This window comes from Pseudomonas allii (assembly GCF_055380095.1).
Genome location: NZ_AP039450.1, coordinates 6,342,021 through 6,357,851, shown reverse-complemented (window position 1 = coordinate 6,357,851; position 15,831 = coordinate 6,342,021). Strand labels below are relative to the sequence as shown.

Below are 15,831 nucleotides of genomic sequence, written 5' to 3'. Positions count from 1 at the left end.
CTAGCGGTCGCCCAGGCCTGGGTCAACGCGCTTGCCGATGTCCTTCAGGCGCGCCAGTTGGTCGACCATGCCGGGGGCTTCGTCCATGCTGGTGACGAAGGTCCACAGGTAGGTCATGACCGCGTAGATATGGCCGGCCTTGACTGCGGGTGACAGCGCCAACTGGCTGATGGCGACCACAAACAGCAAGGCGGCCAGCGTGCCGAGAAACAGGTACGCAGCCGCCTCGCGATCCGACAGCCAGATGCGCAGGCGTGAAAGGACCCGGTAATGGCGCCGCAGGGTTGGTGCGCCGACTTTTTCCACCAGGCCGATTTCTTTTTCCAGCCGGTTGTTTAGCCGTTCATGCAGCTCCTGGTTGCGCCGGGCAAAGCGTGGCAACAACGTGATGCACAGCACCAGTGCGCCCAGGCACGCCAGGCCTACCCAGGGCTCGATTACGATCAACATCACCGCCGCGCCAATAATCGACACCAGCGCCGTGGCGATGATCGGCACATGCTTCTCAAAGAAGTCGACGAACTCCCGGGCGAGCACCACCCGCGCCGCCGATTTCGACGTGCTGTGGTTCTGCAGGCGTTGATTGAGGATCACCGGCACCGCCAGATCGGCGTAAATCCGCGTGAAGGTTCGCGTATCCAGCGCCCGGCGTGCCGCGCCGACCACCCAGAATGCCAGGACCACGGCGGCGTAGAACAGCGCGTTGCCGGCGTCGCCACGGATGATCGCGTCCACCGCAAACCCGGCAAACAACGGGTAGGCCAGTAGCAGCGCGTTCTCCAGCGCGACCAGCGACAGCGTGGCGGACAGCTTGCCGGGATAGGCTTTGGCGATGGCCTTGAGGGTCTGGCCGGCGGATTGCTGGCCGATTTTCTGGCTTTCTTCAATCAGGATTTGAGGGGTGACGGATGTCATGGATGCACCAAAGGGGTGGTAGACGCTATGATTGAGCGACTGCTCAAGTATCCTTGAGCGATCGCTCAAAAAGCAAGCGCCGCTTATCTGCGGCGTCGAAAGGAATTGCCCATGTCGCGTAACGACCGTAAAGACCAGATCATCGCCGCCGCCCTGGAGCTGTTTCGCAGCAAGGGTTTTGCCGATGTGTCCACCCGCGACCTGGCCGAACATGCCGGCCTGTCCCGCAGCCACGTCTATCACTATTTCAGCGATTGGAAGGAACTGCGCCGCGAAGCCTTCGTGCGGTTTGCCAATGAGCAGTTGGACGAAGTGCGCGCGCCCCTGGCAGAAGCAGCGCCCCTGGACGCCTTTGTGGGGTTTTTGCGTGACTGCCTGCCAAGTACCGCCGATGCAGGGTGGGCACTGTGGCTGGATGCCTGGGACGAAGCGATGCAGGACCCGGAAATGGCCCAGGCTTACCTGGCGATCAACGCCCAATGGCAACGCATGCTCGCCGAGGTGATCGAGCGGGGTGTGGCTGCCAACGTCCTGCGTTGTGACTCGCCACAACGCGCTGCCCGCCAGATCTTTGCCGTGGCGATGGGCTATGCCGACGACCTGATGCTCAAACCCTCCATGGAATCGGCCGAAGCGGCCTTGGATGAAGTGATGGAAGTGGCGCGCCTGCTGTTGGACTTCCCAGACGTACCCTAGCCGACAGCCGCGGGCCGATACTGCAACGCTTCCGCCAAGTGCGGTCGAGTGATGCTCTCGGTGTGCTCAAGGTCGGCCAGGGTACGCGCCACTTTGAGCAGGCGATGGGCCGCGCGCAGGGAAAGCGTCAGCCGTTCACAGGCGGTTTCCAGCCAGCCTTCATCGGTTTTTGTCAGCTTGCAGTGCTTGCGCAGCCCCGGCAGATCAAGGAACGCATTCGCACAGCCCTGGCGTTGCTGTTGGCGATCGCGGGCCTGGGCGACCCGTGCCGATGCCTCGGCCGTGTTATCGCCCGCCTGCTGGGTTGGATTCAATGCGGTGGTTTCTCGCGCCACAGTGAGGTGCAAGTCAATACGGTCCAGCAAGGGGCCGGAGAGCTTGTTGCGATAGCGCTGAACCTGCTCCGGCGTGCAGCGACAACGCCCGCTGGGTTCGCCCATGTACCCGCAAGGGCAGGGGTTCATGGCGGCTACCAGTTGGAAGCGAGCCGGGAAGCTGACGCGATCGCGGGCGCGGGAGATGACGATGTGGCCCGATTCGAGAGGCTCGCGCAGTACCTCCAGCACCTTGCGGTCGAACTCCGGCAATTCATCGAGGAACAGCACGCCGTGATGGGCCATGGTGATTTCTCCAGGCTGCGGTTTCGACCCGCCGCCCACCAATGCCGGACCTGAGGCAGAGTGGTGCGGCTGGCGAAACGGTCGGTGTGGCCAGTGACTCAGCGGCGCCAGGCTGACGACCGACTGGATCGCCGCCACTTCCAGGGCTTCCTGCTCGCTCAACGGTGGCAACAACCCCGGCAGGCGACTGGCAAGCAGTGTCTTGCCGGTGCCGGGCGGGCCGCTGAACAGCAGGTTATGCGCGCCCGCCGCCGCGATCAGCAGTGCACGCTTGGCGGCGAGCTGGCCCTGTACTTCGCTCAGGTCCGGGTATGGCTTGTTCAGGTACAGCAAGCCGTCGGATTTGTAGGGCTCTATAGGCTGATGCCCATTCAGATGCGCCACCACCTGCAGCAAATGATCCACCGCGATCACCTTCAACCCCGAGGCCAGGCACGCTTCCTCGGCATTCGCCCGAGGCACTATCACGGTGCGCCCGGCCTTGCGCGCCGCCAATGCCGCAGGCAACACGCCTTTCACTGCACGCACCTCGCCGGACAGCGCCAATTCTCCCAGACATTCCACGTCGTCGAGCATCAAGGCTGGCACCTGCACGCTGGCCGCCAGGATGCCCAACGCTATCGCCAAGTCAAAGCGCCCGCCGTCCTTGGGCAGGTCGGCGGGCGCCAGGTTGAGGGTGATGCGGCGGGCAGGGTATTGCAGGGCGGAGTTGAGAATGGCGCTGCGCACGCGGTCCTTGCTTTCCTTGACGGCGGTTTCCGGCAAACCCACCAGGGTGAGGGATGGCAAACCGTTGGCCATGTGCACTTCGACGGTGACGGCAGGGGCTTCGACGCCGATCTGGGCGCGGCTGTGGACGATGGCGAGGGACATGCTCGTTCCTTGAAAAGAGGGCCGCTTCCTGCGGTTTTTCAAGGGTAGACGAGGTGGAGAAGTGCGAGGCGAGGGAGGTTTTACAGAACGTATCCAGAGTCGTTCGCAGCGCTTTATGTGGGAGCTGGCTTGCCTGCGATAGCATCGTCTGCGTGCAACAGATACACCGAGGCGTCTGCATCGCAGGCAAGCCAGCTCCCACACTGACCGCGTTTATTCAGCAGAGGGCGGTGTCATCTTGGCTTCCAGCTCAGCGACTTTGGCCTCCAGGCTCTCCAGCCGCGCACGTGTGCGGGCCAGCACCACCATCTGGCTATCAAACTCTTCCCGACTCACCAGGTCGAGTTTGCTGAAGCCGCTTTGCAGCAGCGCCTTGAACTGGCTTTCGATTTCATTGCGGGGCAGCGGGGTGTCGCCGCTGAACAGGCGAGAGGCGTGGCCGCTCAGGGCGTCGAGGAGGTCTTTGGGCGCGAGCATGGGAAATATTCCGGAAAACTGTTGGCCGGCAGTGTATCACGCAGCGTCTATAGTCTTTTCCGTGGCGGCGAGCGCACGCTTTTCGCGCAGCGGTCTGGGCGGTGGCGCACTGTTTTTGTGCGCATTGCCGCCGTCAAAAAGCCCCGCAGGTGGGCAAAAGTGAGCAAAGGACTGATTTCAGTGATTTTTACGGAGCTGGCAAGGTTTCTGCTTAGACGATCATGACCCATGCACTGATGCAGTCGCTGTGACGAATGCAGTGCGCCGACGGATCAGGGGTACAGGTTTCGTCACCAGTGGTTCGCTGGCGTCGTAACGGCAAATGCCGAGGCGACGACGCGTTACAAAGCCAGGCACTGCGCTTAGACTTGAGACGGGTTTGTTTTCCTGGGGCAAGTCCACCAATTCGGGAGAGAGTTTTCATGAAGCTAGTCACTGCCATCATCAAGCCGTTCAAGTTGGACGATGTACGCGAGTCGTTGTCCGAGATCGGCGTGCAGGGCATTACCGTTACTGAGGTCAAAGGCTTCGGTCGGCAGAAGGGTCACACCGAGCTGTATCGCGGCGCGGAATACGTAGTCGATTTCCTGCCGAAGGTGAAGATTGATGTCGCCATTGACGACAAGGATCTTGACCGGGTTATCGAGGCGATAACCAAGGCCGCCAACACCGGCAAGATCGGTGACGGCAAGATCTTCGTGGTCAATCTGGAACAGGCTATTCGCATCCGTACCGGCGAAACCGATACCGACGCAATCTAAGCCGCCAAACCCCAACGCCCCAGGAGAAAACAATATGACTCTGCGTAAATTCGCAGGGCTCGGAGCCCTGTTGTCCATCGTAATGCCAAGCCTGGCCATGGCGGCAGACGAAGTGGCGGCTCCAGTCCTCAATTCCGGCGACACGGCGTGGATGCTCACATCCACCGCGCTGGTGCTGTTCATGACCATTCCAGGCCTGGCGCTGTTCTACGGCGGCATGGTGCGCTCCAAAAACATTCTTTCCGTGATGATGCAGTGCTTCGCCATCACTGGCCTGATCAGCGTGTTGTGGGTCATCTACGGCTACAGCATCGCGTTCGACACGACCGGTATGGAGCAGGGCGTCGTCAACTTCAACTCCTTCTTCGGCGGCATGGGCAAGGCGTTCCTGGCGGGCGTGACCCCGGCCAGCATCACCGGGCCTGCGGCGTTGTTCCCGGAAGCGGTGTTCATCACCTTCCAGATGACCTTCGCCATCATTACCCCGGCGCTGATCGTCGGTGCGTTCGCCGAGCGCATGAAGTTCTCCGCGATGCTGATCTTCATGGCCATCTGGTTCACCCTCGTCTATGCGCCAATCGCACACATGGTCTGGAGCGGTAATGGTGGCTTGCTGTGGGACTGGGGCGTGCTGGACTTCGCTGGCGGCACCGTGGTGCACATCAACGCCGGTGTGGCTGGCCTGGTGGCGTGCATCGTGCTCGGCAAGCGTAAAGGCTTCCCGACCACCCCGATGGCACCGCACAACCTCGGTTACACCCTGATTGGCGCGGCGATGCTGTGGATCGGCTGGTTCGGCTTTAACGCCGGCTCCGCCGCTGCGGCCAACGGCACTGCCGGCATGGCGATGCTGGTCACCCAGATCGCTACCGCTGCTGCGGCGCTGGGCTGGATGTTCGCCGAGTGGATCACTCACGGTAAGCCAAGCGCACTGGGCATCGCCTCGGGGGTGGTGGCCGGCCTGGTGGCAATCACTCCGGCTGCTGGCACCGTAGGCCCGATGGGCGCCCTGGTGATCGGCCTGGTCGCCGGTGTGATCTGCTTCTTCTGCGCCACCAGCCTCAAGCGCAAGCTGGGCTACGACGATTCCCTGGACGCATTCGGTGTACACGGTATCGGCGGTATCGTCGGTGCGATCCTCACCGGTGTGTTCGCAGCCCCTGCACTGGGCGGCTTCGGCACGGTGACTGACGTGGCTGCACAGGTCTGGATCCAGGCCAAAGGCGTCGGCTTCACGGTGATCTACACCGCTATCGTGACCTTCATCATCCTCAAGGTGCTGGATATGGTCATGGGCCTGCGGGTGACCGAAGAGGAAGAGGCGGTCGGCCTCGACCTGGCGCAACACAACGAACGCGGCTACAACTTGTAAGTACGCGAAAAAAAGATGCCCGGCTTGCCGGGCATTTTTTTGTCTGGTGTTTGTCAGTCGTAACACGCTGTAGCGGTTTTTAAGCGATGTTTGTGATGGGATGCACACGGCACTTTTCCGCATGCCAATGTCTTACAGGCATGTAGGCGTATTCGGCACTTTGTTTTTTCCCTGAGCGCGCTAGAATGCGCGCCGATGGGCGGAGAACTGTATGTGGCAACAGACCCTGATTACCCTGCGGGCCAAGCCCCGGGGCTTTCACCTGGTAACCGATGAGTTGCTGGCCGGCTTGCCTGAATTGAAGGCCTGTCGCGTGGGCTTATTGCATCTGTGGCTGCAGCACACCTCGGCCTCGTTGACCGTCAACGAGAATGCCGACCCGGCGGTACGCCGTGACTTCGAACGTTATTTCAACTCGCTGGTGCCGCAAGGCCTTGCAGGGTTCGAACACAACGACGAAGGTCCGGATGACCTGCCGGCGCACTTCAAGGCCAGTCTCCTGGGCTGCCAGCTGAGTTTGCCGGTGAAGGCCGGCCGCTTGGCGATGGGGACCTGGCAAGGTGTTTATCTGGGCGAGCACCGTGATCATGGCGGTGCTCGTAAAGTCCTTGCCACCCTGCACGGTGACGGGGCATAAGCCACTGGTTATCCAGTGGATGTTGATTTTTTTCCGGCAGCCGTCGACAGAGGGTGAAGCTGGGCTATAACTAATCTGCTTTTCGCAAGTCATGAGGTAGAACATGAGCGACGATGATCTGGAAAACGACGAACTCGAAGTAGGTGACGAAGACGACACCGAAGAAGGTCTTGAAGCGGCGGCGGAAGACGTTGCCGACGACGACGGTGGCGATGATGCACCCGTCCCGGCTGCCAAAGGCAAAGCCAAGGCGGCTGTGTCGGTCGATGAATTGCCGAGCGTTGAAGCCAAGAACAAAGAGCGTGATGCCCTGGCCCGTGCGATGGAAGAGTTCCTCGCTAAAGGCGGCAAAGTGCAGGAAGTCGAGGCTAACGTGGTGGCAGATCCACCGAAGAAGCCGGATAACAAGTACGGCAGCCGACCTATCTGAGGTCAGTCACCTGCTTGTAAGAAAAAACCCGCCGTCGCTGCGGGTTTTTTCATGCCCGGAGGTCACCGGCGATAAAAAATGTGGGAGGGGGCTTGCCCCCGATAGCGGTGTATCAGCCAACGAATATATTGGCTGACCCACTGTCATCGGGGGCAAGCCCCCTCCCACATGTTGAGCTACGGTGTTACTTCCAGCTGCGCAGCAGTTCCGGCAACTCTGTCAGGCTACGAATCTGCGCATCCGGACGCTTGTCTCCCTCCCATGCCTTACCCATCGGGTTAAACCACACCGCCCGTAACCCCGCCTGCTGCGCCCCGGCAATATCATCCCCAGGGTGATCGCCAACATGCACCGCCGCACCAGCGTCCACGCCACCACGTTGCAACGCTTCCTGAAACAACCGCACATCCGGCTTGGCGATGCCGATATCTTCGGCGCGCAGCGCAAAATGGAAGTAGTCCGCCAGGCCAACGCGCTGCACATCCGCATTTCCGTTGGTGATCACACCCAACAGGAAGTGCTGGCGCAGCGCCTGGAGCATAGGTTCGGCTTCGGGAAACGGGGTGAGCTGGTGGCGCGCGTGGATGAATGCTTCGAAGCACACATCTGCCATTTCCGTGGCCTCAGGCTGTGGATAACCAGCCTCTTCAAACGCATGCAGCAACACCCGGTGGCGCAGGATGCTGATGCGGTGTTTCAGCTCAGGATGGCGCTCCAGCACCTGCTGGCGAAGACTGGCGAAGTGCTCCAGCGGCAAATCGCCGACTTTGGCGGCGTTGAGCGCCAGCCATTCGCGCATCGACGCCTCGGCGCTGATGATGACGGGAACGTTGTCCCAGAGCGTGTCGTCCAGGTCGAAGGTGATCAGCTTGATACTCATGAGTCGCCGTCCTTGATGCGTTTGGCCCTTGGGTGGGCGCTGTCGTACACCGTTGCCAGGTGTTGGAAATCCAGATGGGTATAGATCTGTGTGGTCTTGATATCGGAGTGGCCCAGTAGCTCTTGCACGGCGCGCAGGTCCTGGGACGATTCCAGCAGATGGCTGGCGAAAGAGTGTCGCAGCATATGTGGGTGCAGGTTCTGCCCCAGCTCTCGCTCCCCGGCGGCCTTCACCCGCACCTGAATCGCCCTTGGTCCAAGACGCCGGCCTTGCTGACTGACGAACACCGCATCGTCCGCCGGGTTGGTCAACAGGCGCAGCGGCAACCACAGCTGCAACGCCTCCCGTGCCTTGCGGCCTACCGGCAGGACGCGGGTCTTGCTGCCCTTGCCGAGCACTTGCACCAGGCCATCTGCCAGGTCCAATTGATCCAGGTTCAGGCCGGTCAGCTCAGAAAGGCGCAGGCCCGAGGAATAGAACAGCTCCAGGATCGCCTGGTCGCGATGGGCGAGAAAGTCATCCTCGACCGCACCATCGAGCAGTTGCAGGGCGCGGTCGGTGTCCAGGGTCTTGGGCAGGCGTCGCTCGCCCTTGGGCGGCGACAGGCCGTTGGCCGGGTCGTGGTCGCACAGGCCTTCACGGTTCAGGTAGTGATAGAGTCCGCGCACCGCCGAGAGCAGTCGCGACAGGCTGCGCGAGGATTGGCCGGCCTGGTGCAGGCGCGCGATCAGGCTGCGCAGGCCCTGGATATCCAGGGCCTTCCAGCTGTCGATCCGTTGTTTCTCGCAGTACGCCAGGACCTTGTTCAAGTCCCGTCGATAGGCTTCCAGGGTATGGGGCGACACCTGGCGCTCGTTGCGCAGGTGAGCGCAGTAAGCGTCCAGTTGCCGTTCCATGGCTAGCGCACCGCGCGCAGGGCGGTGGTGAAGCGCGGCAGGACGCGGCCCAGCACTTCGGCGATGTAGGTCAGGAACAAGGTGCCCACGGAGCTTTTGTAGTGCTGAGGATCGCGGCTGGCGATGGCCAGTACGCCATGCAGGCCTTGATGACTGAGGGCGACGACGGCGGTGGAGCCGATCTGCTTGCGCTGTTCGGCGCCGAACAGGAAGTCCAGCTCATGCTCACGCAAGGTGCCGCTGATGGTCTTGCCTTCGGACAGCAGCCCGCCGATGGCGGTTTGCGCGTCGCTGCCGCTGACCCAGCGACCCACCGGCATCGGGTTGTCGCTGAACAGGATCAGGCTCACGAACGGCACCTGGAAGTCCTGGCGCAGGCTGTCTTCCACCGCGATCACTGTTTCTTCCAGGCTGGTGGCGTCCATCAGGGTCAGGATGAGGCGGCGGGTTTTCTCGAACAGGCGGTCGTTGTCGCGGGCGACGTCCATCAGGTGCGAGAGCTTGTGGCGCATTTCAATGTTGCGCTCGCGCAGGATCTTCATCTGCCGCTCCACCAGCGATACGGTGTCGCCGCGTTGGTGAGGAATGCGCAGTGCCGGCAACAGCTCTTCGTGTTCGACGAAGAAGTCCGGATTAGCCTCAAGGTACGCCGCGACGGCAGCGGCCTCCAGGCTGTCGCTCGGGGTTGCTTGTGCGGGTACTTGAGGCTTATCGGTCATTGGCTTGACTCACTCATAGACGGACCTGTCCTTCGTATACGCGCGAGGCCGGCCCGGTCATCATCACCGGGTGGCCAGGGCCTGCCCACTCGATGGACAAGCGTCCACCGGGCAGGTCGATCAGCAGCGGCGAATCCATCCACCCCTGGCTGATCGCAGCCACGGCAGCGGCGCATGCACCGGTGCCGCAGGCCTGGGTTTCGCCGGCGCCGCGTTCCCACACGCGCAATTGCGCGCGGGTACGGTCGATCACCTGCAGGAAGCCCACGTTGACCCGTGCCGGAAAGCGCGGGTGATGTTCGATCTTCGGCCCCCATTCATGCACGGGGGCGTTATTGATGTCGTTGACCCGCAGCACGGCATGGGGGTTGCCCATGGACACGGCAGCGATGTCGACGGTCTTGCCGTCCACGTCCAACGCATAGCTGACTGCCTGCTCGGTGGCCTGGAACGGAATATCCGCCGGCACCAGGCGTGGCGCGCCCATGTTGACGCTGATCTGGCCATCGCTGCGGATATCCAGCTCGATTACGCCGCTCTTGGTCTCGACGCGGATCTGCCGCTTGGCGGTCAGGCGCTTGTCGAGCACGAAGCGGGCGAAGCAGCGCGCGCCGTTGCCGCACTGTTCCACTTCGGACCCGTCGGAGTTGAAGATCCGGTAACGGAAATCCACTTCCGGGTTGCTCGGCGCCTCGACGATCAGCAACTGGTCGAAACCAATGCCGGTGTGACGGTCGCCCCACTGTTTAGCGTGCTTGGGCAGGATATGCGCGTGCTGGCTGACCAGGTCGAGGACCATGAAATCATTGCCCAGCCCGTGCATCTTGGTAAAACGCAGCAGCATGGCTTACTCCGGCAGCAGGCTTTCGCCAGCATACAACTCGGCTACCGTCTCGCGGCGACGCACTTCAAACGCTTGATCACCGTCCACCAGCACCTCGGCGGTACGCCCGCGGGTGTTGTAGTTGGAACTCATGACAAACCCATAGGCACCGGCCGAATGCACGGCCAGCAGATCGCCTTCTTCCAGGGCCAGCTGACGCTCCTTGGCCAGGAAGTCGCCGGTCTCGCAGATCGGGCCGACGATGTCGTAGGCGCGGGCTTCGCTGGCGCGAGGCGTCACGGCGGTGACATTCATCCAGGCCTGGTACAGCGCCGGGCGGATCAGGTCGTTCATCGCCGCGTCGACGATGGCGAAGTCCTTGTGCTCGGTGTGCTTGAGGTACTCGACCTGGGTCAGCAGCACGCCCGCGTTGGCGACGATATAGCGGCCCGGCTCGAACATCAGCGTCAGTTCGCGGCCTTCGATGCGCTCGCGCACGGCATGGATATAGTCGGCAATCAGCGGCGGCTCTTCGTCGCGATAACGCACGCCTACACCACCACCGAGGTCGATATGGTGCAGGTAGATGCCGCATTCGCCGAGACGGTCGATCAGCGCCAACAGGCGGTCAAGAGCATCCAGGAACGGTGGCAGGCTGGTCAGCTGCGAGCCGATATGGCAGTCGACGCCCAGCACTTCCAGGTTCGGCAGTTGGGCGGCGCGGATGTACACGTCTTCGGCGTCGGCGATGGCGATGCCGAACTTGTTCTCTTTGAGACCGGTGGAAATGTACGGGTGGGTGCCGGCGTCGACGTCCGGGTTGACGCGCAGGGAGATCGGCGCGCGAACGCCCATCTCGGCGGCCACGACCTGCAGGCGCTCGAGTTCGTCGGTGGATTCGATGTTGAAGCAATGCACGCCGACTTCCAAAGCGCGGCGCATGTCTTCGCGGGTCTTGCCGACGCCGGAGAACACGATCTTGTCGGCTTTACCGCCGGCAGCCAGTACACGTTCCAGCTCGCCACGGGAGACGATGTCAAAACCAGCGCCGAGTCGCGCCAGGACATTCAGTACACCCAGGTTGGAGTTGGCCTTGACCGCGTAGCACACAAGGTGCGGCACGCCGTCGAGCGCATCGGTGAACGAGCGGTACTGGGCTTCGATATGCGCACGGGAGTACACATAGGTGGGGGTGCCAAAGCGCTGGGCAATCGCGGACAACGCCACGCCTTCCGCGAACAGCTCGCCGTCCCGGTAGTTAAAAGCGTCCATGGAGTACCCTTATTCGTAGGTGTCGTGCTTATGCGCTTTGGATGGTTTTTGCGACGATTGCGCCTGTTCATTCGGGTCTTTGCTGTCATCGGGCAGGTACAGCGGGCCTTTTTGACCACAGGCACTAACGAGGCAAGCGACCGCGACGAGCGCAGCAAGGGAAGAGATCAGGCGCTTCATGGCGAAATCCTTGAATATGCATTAATTGCGCCCGAGTATACCGACCACCCGCCAGCTTGCCTATGCGCTGGAATACCCGTCCGGCGGGGGTTTGCCGACAGGGTTATGAAGTGGACTACGCTGGCCGTGGATATTTCATACCGCCAATCGCGATGGAATCGGTATCCTTTGCAATCGGCGGGGCTCGCCCGTATCGTGCGGCGCTTGAGCAAAACCAGACACTTTTGAGGTTGCCACAATGAGTTTGACCGAAGCCCGTTTTCACGACCTGGTGGATTCGACCCAGCAGGCGCTGGAAGATATTTTCGATGACAGCGGCCTGGACGTGGACCTGGAAAACTCGGCTGGCGTGCTGACCGTCAAGTTCGAGAGCGGTCAGCAACTGATCTTCAGCCGCCAGGAGCCTTTGCGTCAGCTGTGGTTGGCAGCACGTTCCGGTGGCGTTCACTTCGACTATGACGAAGAAAGCGGCAAATGGCAGTGCGACAAAAGTGAGGAGCTGTTGGGTGAAATGCTCGCGCGCCTGGTCGAGGAATATACCGGCGAAGCGCTGGACGTCGACGAGATTTGATCGTGACCCAGTCTGCTCCCGTACGTCCGCCCAAGCCGCTGTTCAGTAATGTCAGCCCGGCGGTGCCGTCACCTTGTATCAGTTTGTGTCGCCTGGACGAGCAGAAAGTCTGCCTCGGCTGCTTCCGCCATGTGGAAGACATCCGTGAATGGCGCTCTGCCGACGATGCACGGCGCCGGATCATCTGCGCCGAGGCCGAGCAGCGCCGGGCCCACGCCTGAGGCTGTCTTGTTTATTTGTGACGCTGTGGTAGTGTCCGGATACGCCTCAACTCATCGAGGCCCGTGAGAACCCCGCCTTTCCTGGCGGGGTTTTGCTTTTTTGTGCAGAAAAAAGGAGTCTGCCTGAATCATGACCACCGCACCGTCCATCATCCTCACCCGTCTTGACGTGCAGCGTCTGGAGCAACTGATCGACCGCCTGGGCGACGAATCTCCCGGCGTCGAAGCGTTGCAAGCCGAACTCGACCGCGCCGAAGAAGTGGTTGGCCACGATGAAGTGCCTGCGGGTGTCGTGACCATGAACTCCAGCGTGCATTGCCGTGAGCAAGGCAGCGGCAAGGATTACCACCTGACCCTGGTCTACCCGAAAGACGCCAATGCCGATGAAGGCAAGATTTCGATTCTGGCGCCGGTGGGCAGCGCCTTGCTGGGTCTGCAGGTTGGCCAGCACATCGACTGGCCAGCCCCGGGTGGCAAGACGCTCAAGCTGGAATTGCTCAGTGTTGAAGGCCAGCCTAAAGACGGCGGTGCCTTCCCCCTTTAAATCTGGCCCAGTGCCTCGTTAAGCGACAGTTCCAGCTCGGCCTTGTACCGCAGGTACAGGTTGCTTGGGCTTTGCACATCACCGAGCAGGCCGGACAGGTCGAGGTCGGTGATGTAGCAGCGGTAACGTTCGGGCTCCCGGCGTTGCCCGACGATTTCCTGGGCGACCACTGCAAATAGCTGGTCGCCAAATTCCAGTTCGGAAAACTCCCGCTGATTGCAGTACAGGGTGATCCCCACCTGGCCCGGCGCGGCCTTGCCGATAATCGCCTGCACGTCATAGAACGGTTTGTTCGCCGGGTTCAATGGCGCAGGACGAGGCTCGATGCCACGTGCGCGACCGCTGCCCGACGGCAACAGTTGGTAGTACAAGGTTTGCACTGCGCCCAGTGGCTCATGCGGGTCCAGCGGTGACAGCGCGTCGCGGCGATAAATGATCGACTGCAAGAAACGCTGCAACGGCGCCAGCAGGCTCTGTTCGTCATGGAACGGCAAGCGCTGTTGCCACAGCGCGTTGAACTCATCCAGCACATACAGCTCAGCGAAGCCCTCGTTGACCCGGTAAAACACCTGCACACAATCGGGCAGGCCCATCGGCAGCAGCAGCGCCAAGTCGTGGTCCTCCAGCGCCATGGCGTCCAGGTGCAGCGGGCTGTAGCTGGCCAGTTCTTCGCTGAGGTAGGCGATCAGCGCCTCCTGGGTCGGCAGTGACACGTGAGTGGCCTGGCCCGGTATCAACTCCATCACGTGATAGTGCTGCTGCACCTGGAGCAGGTAACGATGATTGCCCTGGCCCAGCAGCAGGTTCTGCGCGGTGTCGAAGATTTCTTCCACGCGCTGGGCAATGAACTGCGCACGGTTGTGACAGAAGCAGCGCACCCGCAGCCGTGGCAGATGGTCGGCCGGCAATTGATTGAGGTAGTCGCGCAGGCAGTCGAGCAGGGCGTGCGGGCCGTCGTAGCGGCTGACCATCACCTCGTTCCAGCTATTGAGCGTGACTTGGTCCAGCGTCAGCACCAGGTTGTCGCGCACCCCGGCATAGCTCAGGGAGTCGGTGCGCTCGGTGGTCATCAGGATGTTCAGGTCGCGGTGGTGCTTGAGCGGGTCGACGCCGACGTTGATCAGCAGCAACACTTCTTCGGGCACCGCCGAGCGCAGCAGGCGTTCTTCATCGACACTGACCAGGGGCAGGGCGATGCTCTGTTGCAGGCTGCCCAGCAGGTTGAACAGCTCGAACTCGGTCATGTCGCTGGTGCCGGGGTGCAGTGCCAGGCGGGTGCTGCTGTCGATCACGCCGTTGCGATGGCACCAGGTGAGCATCTCCAGCAGATCGCGGCTGCGCTTGATCGGCGCGAAGTGCTCCCACTCCAGGGCTGTCAGGTTGCCGTTGTAGAGGCCCCAGTGGTGCTGGCCCGGCTCCTTGCGATTGGGTGATTGCACCAGGGTCAGGGTGTCTTCGGCCAAGTCCGGGGCGATGCCAGGGTTGATGAACTCGACCTTGCCGGCCTTGCGTTCAAAGGCGGCGTACAGGCGCCGACCCAATACGTTGAGGTCGCGTTTGTTGATCAGGCTGACGGTCTGTTCGGTGCGGGCGAACTGGGTCAGGAAGCGATAGCTGTAATTGAGCTCGTTGACCAGCGCCCGGCGCTCGGAAGCAACCTGACGTACTTTCCATTGGCTGCGACTGTCCAGCAGCGTCAGTTGGCGTTGGTCCCAGCCCCACTCATGGGCCAGGCGCTCCAGCAGCAGGCGTTGCCAGCTGGTGCTGCGCTGGCCGGCGCTGAGTTTGCGGTTGACCTTCAGGTACAGCGCGCGCCGCACCAGTTCCAGACGCTCGGGCTCGTTGCGGGCCTTGAGGTATTCCTCGATGCGGCGGTACACCACGATGTACGGGTCCAGCTCATCCAGATCCATCTGGTTGGCGAATACCGCCCGCTTGAAGCGCAGGCTCAGGCAATGCACGTTCGGATGTTCGCTGGCGTAGACCTCGGTCAGCAGCAGCTTGAGCACCGATTTGTAGGGCGACTCGATGCCCTTGAATAGCTGCCACAACCCGGCGCCGATGAATTCGCCCGGCGGGATGCGCGCCAGATGGCCAAGGTCCAGGGTCTCGTCGGCACGGATAAAGCGCTTGGAAATCAGCGTGTGGGTGAACTCGGCATAACGAGTCTCTTCATACACCGGCACCAGCCACCAGATAGGCGTGCGCCCGGCCAGCCAGATGGCGGTGCGGTAGAACTCGTCCAGCAACAGGTAATGCTGGGTGGTGCCGCAATCGTCGGAACTCAGTTGGGTGTCGCGCTCACCGAGCACGAAGCGTGTCGGCTCGATCAGGAAGAAGTGCGCCTCTGCGCCCATGGTCAGGGCCCAGGCTTCCAGCAATTGGCATTTCTTGCGCAGTTCGGCCAGTTCCGTCTCGCTCAGGTCTGCGGCGTGACACACCCACACATCCATGTCGCTCTGGTCGGCCTGGGCCAGCGTGCCAAGGCTGCCCATCAGGAACAGGCCGTGGATCGGCTGTGGTGGGTTGCCGTGGCGTGGCTTGTAGGAGAACGAGCGGGTCAGGCGCTGGGCTTCGGTCAGCGCCTGGGCGTCGGGCTCGAAATTCGACAGGCCGGCCGGTGTACTGCCCGACACATAGCCAGGCAGCAGCGGATGATTGACGTGAAAGAACAGCGGCAACAAGGTCAGCACGCTTTGCTGACGCGGTGTCAGCCCTTCGACAGCCCGGGCCATGCGGCCTTCGTTGAGGGCCATGAAACGCGCGCGCAATTGGGCCAGCACCTTGCGGTCGATGCCTTCGTCCAGGTCGGGGCGGATTTCATGGGTGCGGGTCATGTCGAGGTCGGTGGCTCGCAGGGCCCGACGTGGGCAGCCGTGTAGGAGTTTACAGCCAGTAGCGTAGGAGGTTTAGAGGGAAATGGTTTTTGACGTCAGAATTTTTG

18 protein-coding genes are annotated in these 15,831 nt (G+C 61.8%); 8 read left to right on the top strand and 10 right to left on the bottom strand.

The window, feature by feature from the left end; translation table 11 throughout:
* Entirely contained in the window at positions 1 to 915 is a 915-nt protein-coding gene (locus ACZ445_RS29320) for an ABC transporter six-transmembrane domain-containing protein (RefSeq protein WP_310862878.1), read from the bottom strand.
* Positions 916 to 1,026: 111 nt separating this feature from the next.
* On the opposite strand from ACZ445_RS29320, the gene ACZ445_RS29315 reads away from it, so the two are divergent.
* Complete coding sequence (locus tag ACZ445_RS29315) at positions 1,027 to 1,611, top strand: TetR/AcrR family transcriptional regulator (RefSeq protein ID WP_310862877.1); 585 nt, start codon at positions 1,027 to 1,029, stop codon at positions 1,609 to 1,611.
* On the opposite strand, the gene ACZ445_RS29310 is transcribed toward ACZ445_RS29315, so the two are convergent.
* Together ACZ445_RS29310 and ACZ445_RS29305 are read right to left on the bottom strand one after the other, a co-directional pair.
* Positions 1,608 to 3,104: a YifB family Mg chelatase-like AAA ATPase gene (locus tag ACZ445_RS29310; protein WP_310862876.1), complete on the bottom strand. Its 1,497-nt coding sequence runs from the start codon at positions 3,102 to 3,104 to the stop codon at positions 1,608 to 1,610. The genes ACZ445_RS29315 and ACZ445_RS29310 overlap by 4 nt on opposite strands.
* A gap of 213 nt (positions 3,105 to 3,317) precedes the next feature.
* On the bottom strand, positions 3,318 to 3,581 hold the full coding sequence (locus ACZ445_RS29305) for an accessory factor UbiK family protein (RefSeq protein WP_058424222.1): 264 nt from the start codon (positions 3,579 to 3,581) through the stop codon (positions 3,318 to 3,320).
* A gap of 422 nt (positions 3,582 to 4,003) precedes the next feature.
* Here ACZ445_RS29305 and glnK point away from each other — a divergent pair, with 422 nt between their 5' ends.
* The 4 genes from glnK (at position 4,004) to sutA (ending at position 6,781) form a co-directional block, all read left to right on the top strand.
* The gene (gene glnK, locus ACZ445_RS29300) at positions 4,004 to 4,342 is read left to right on the top strand and encodes a P-II family nitrogen regulator (protein WP_002555808.1); all 339 of its coding nucleotides are present in this window, start codon (positions 4,004 to 4,006) and stop codon (positions 4,340 to 4,342) included.
* A 34-nt stretch (positions 4,343 to 4,376) separates the two neighbouring features.
* Complete coding sequence (locus ACZ445_RS29295; RefSeq protein WP_071488051.1) at positions 4,377 to 5,714, top strand: ammonium transporter; 1,338 nt, start codon at positions 4,377 to 4,379, stop codon at positions 5,712 to 5,714.
* 211 nt (positions 5,715 to 5,925) lie between these two features.
* Positions 5,926 to 6,351: a secondary thiamine-phosphate synthase enzyme YjbQ gene (locus ACZ445_RS29290; RefSeq protein ID WP_010567185.1), complete on the top strand. Its 426-nt coding sequence runs from the start codon at positions 5,926 to 5,928 to the stop codon at positions 6,349 to 6,351.
* 103 nt (positions 6,352 to 6,454) lie between these two features.
* Entirely contained in the window at positions 6,455 to 6,781 is a 327-nt protein-coding gene (gene sutA, locus ACZ445_RS29285) for a transcriptional regulator SutA (RefSeq protein WP_015886504.1), read from the top strand.
* A gap of 184 nt (positions 6,782 to 6,965) precedes the next feature.
* Here sutA and ACZ445_RS29280 read toward each other — a convergent pair whose 3' ends face one another.
* Genes ACZ445_RS29280 through lptM form a run of 6 tightly spaced genes read right to left on the bottom strand, consistent with a single transcriptional unit; the run spans position 6,966 to position 11,551 of the window.
* On the bottom strand, positions 6,966 to 7,661 hold the full coding sequence (locus ACZ445_RS29280; protein WP_058424220.1) for an HAD family hydrolase: 696 nt from the start codon (positions 7,659 to 7,661) through the stop codon (positions 6,966 to 6,968).
* Positions 7,658 to 8,557 (bottom strand): tyrosine recombinase XerC, encoded by a 900-nt coding sequence (gene xerC / locus ACZ445_RS29275; RefSeq protein WP_058424219.1) that lies wholly within the window; start codon positions 8,555 to 8,557, stop codon positions 7,658 to 7,660. The genes ACZ445_RS29280 and xerC overlap by 4 nt, the downstream gene beginning before the upstream one ends.
* Positions 8,558 to 8,559: 2 nt before the next feature.
* Positions 8,560 to 9,276 (bottom strand): DUF484 family protein, encoded by a 717-nt coding sequence (locus ACZ445_RS29270; protein WP_025857458.1) that lies wholly within the window; start codon positions 9,274 to 9,276, stop codon positions 8,560 to 8,562.
* A gap of 13 nt (positions 9,277 to 9,289) precedes the next feature.
* Positions 9,290 to 10,120 carry a diaminopimelate epimerase gene (dapF, locus tag ACZ445_RS29265; protein ID WP_058424218.1) on the bottom strand — a complete coding sequence of 277 codons (831 nt, stop codon included), beginning with the start codon at positions 10,118 to 10,120 and terminating at the stop codon, positions 9,290 to 9,292.
* A gap of 3 nt (positions 10,121 to 10,123) precedes the next feature.
* Positions 10,124 to 11,371: a diaminopimelate decarboxylase gene (lysA, locus tag ACZ445_RS29260; RefSeq protein ID WP_310862875.1), complete on the bottom strand. Its 1,248-nt coding sequence runs from the start codon at positions 11,369 to 11,371 to the stop codon at positions 10,124 to 10,126.
* 9 nt (positions 11,372 to 11,380) lie between these two features.
* On the bottom strand, positions 11,381 to 11,551 hold the full coding sequence (lptM, locus tag ACZ445_RS29255) for an LPS translocon maturation chaperone LptM (RefSeq protein WP_010207449.1): 171 nt from the start codon (positions 11,549 to 11,551) through the stop codon (positions 11,381 to 11,383).
* 238 nt (positions 11,552 to 11,789) lie between these two features.
* On the opposite strand from lptM, the gene cyaY reads away from it, so the two are divergent.
* The 3 genes from cyaY to rnk all read left to right on the top strand — a co-directional run bounded on the left by cyaY (position 11,790) and on the right by rnk (position 12,887).
* Positions 11,790 to 12,122: an iron donor protein CyaY gene (gene cyaY, locus ACZ445_RS29250; RefSeq protein WP_058424216.1), complete on the top strand. Its 333-nt coding sequence runs from the start codon at positions 11,790 to 11,792 to the stop codon at positions 12,120 to 12,122.
* Between the two features lie 2 nt (positions 12,123 to 12,124).
* The gene (locus ACZ445_RS29245) at positions 12,125 to 12,343 is read left to right on the top strand and encodes a DUF1289 domain-containing protein (protein WP_058424457.1); all 219 of its coding nucleotides are present in this window, start codon (positions 12,125 to 12,127) and stop codon (positions 12,341 to 12,343) included.
* Positions 12,344 to 12,473: 130 nt separating this feature from the next.
* Complete coding sequence (rnk, locus tag ACZ445_RS29240; protein WP_058424215.1) at positions 12,474 to 12,887, top strand: nucleoside diphosphate kinase regulator; 414 nt, start codon at positions 12,474 to 12,476, stop codon at positions 12,885 to 12,887.
* Here the strand turns inward: rnk and ACZ445_RS29235 are convergent.
* A complete protein-coding gene (locus ACZ445_RS29235; protein WP_058424214.1) occupies positions 12,884 to 15,724 on the bottom strand; it encodes a class I adenylate cyclase in 2,841 nt (946 codons plus the stop codon). The two genes, rnk and ACZ445_RS29235, sit on opposite strands and share 4 nt — an antisense overlap.
* Between the last annotated feature and the right edge of the window lie 107 nt (positions 15,725 to 15,831).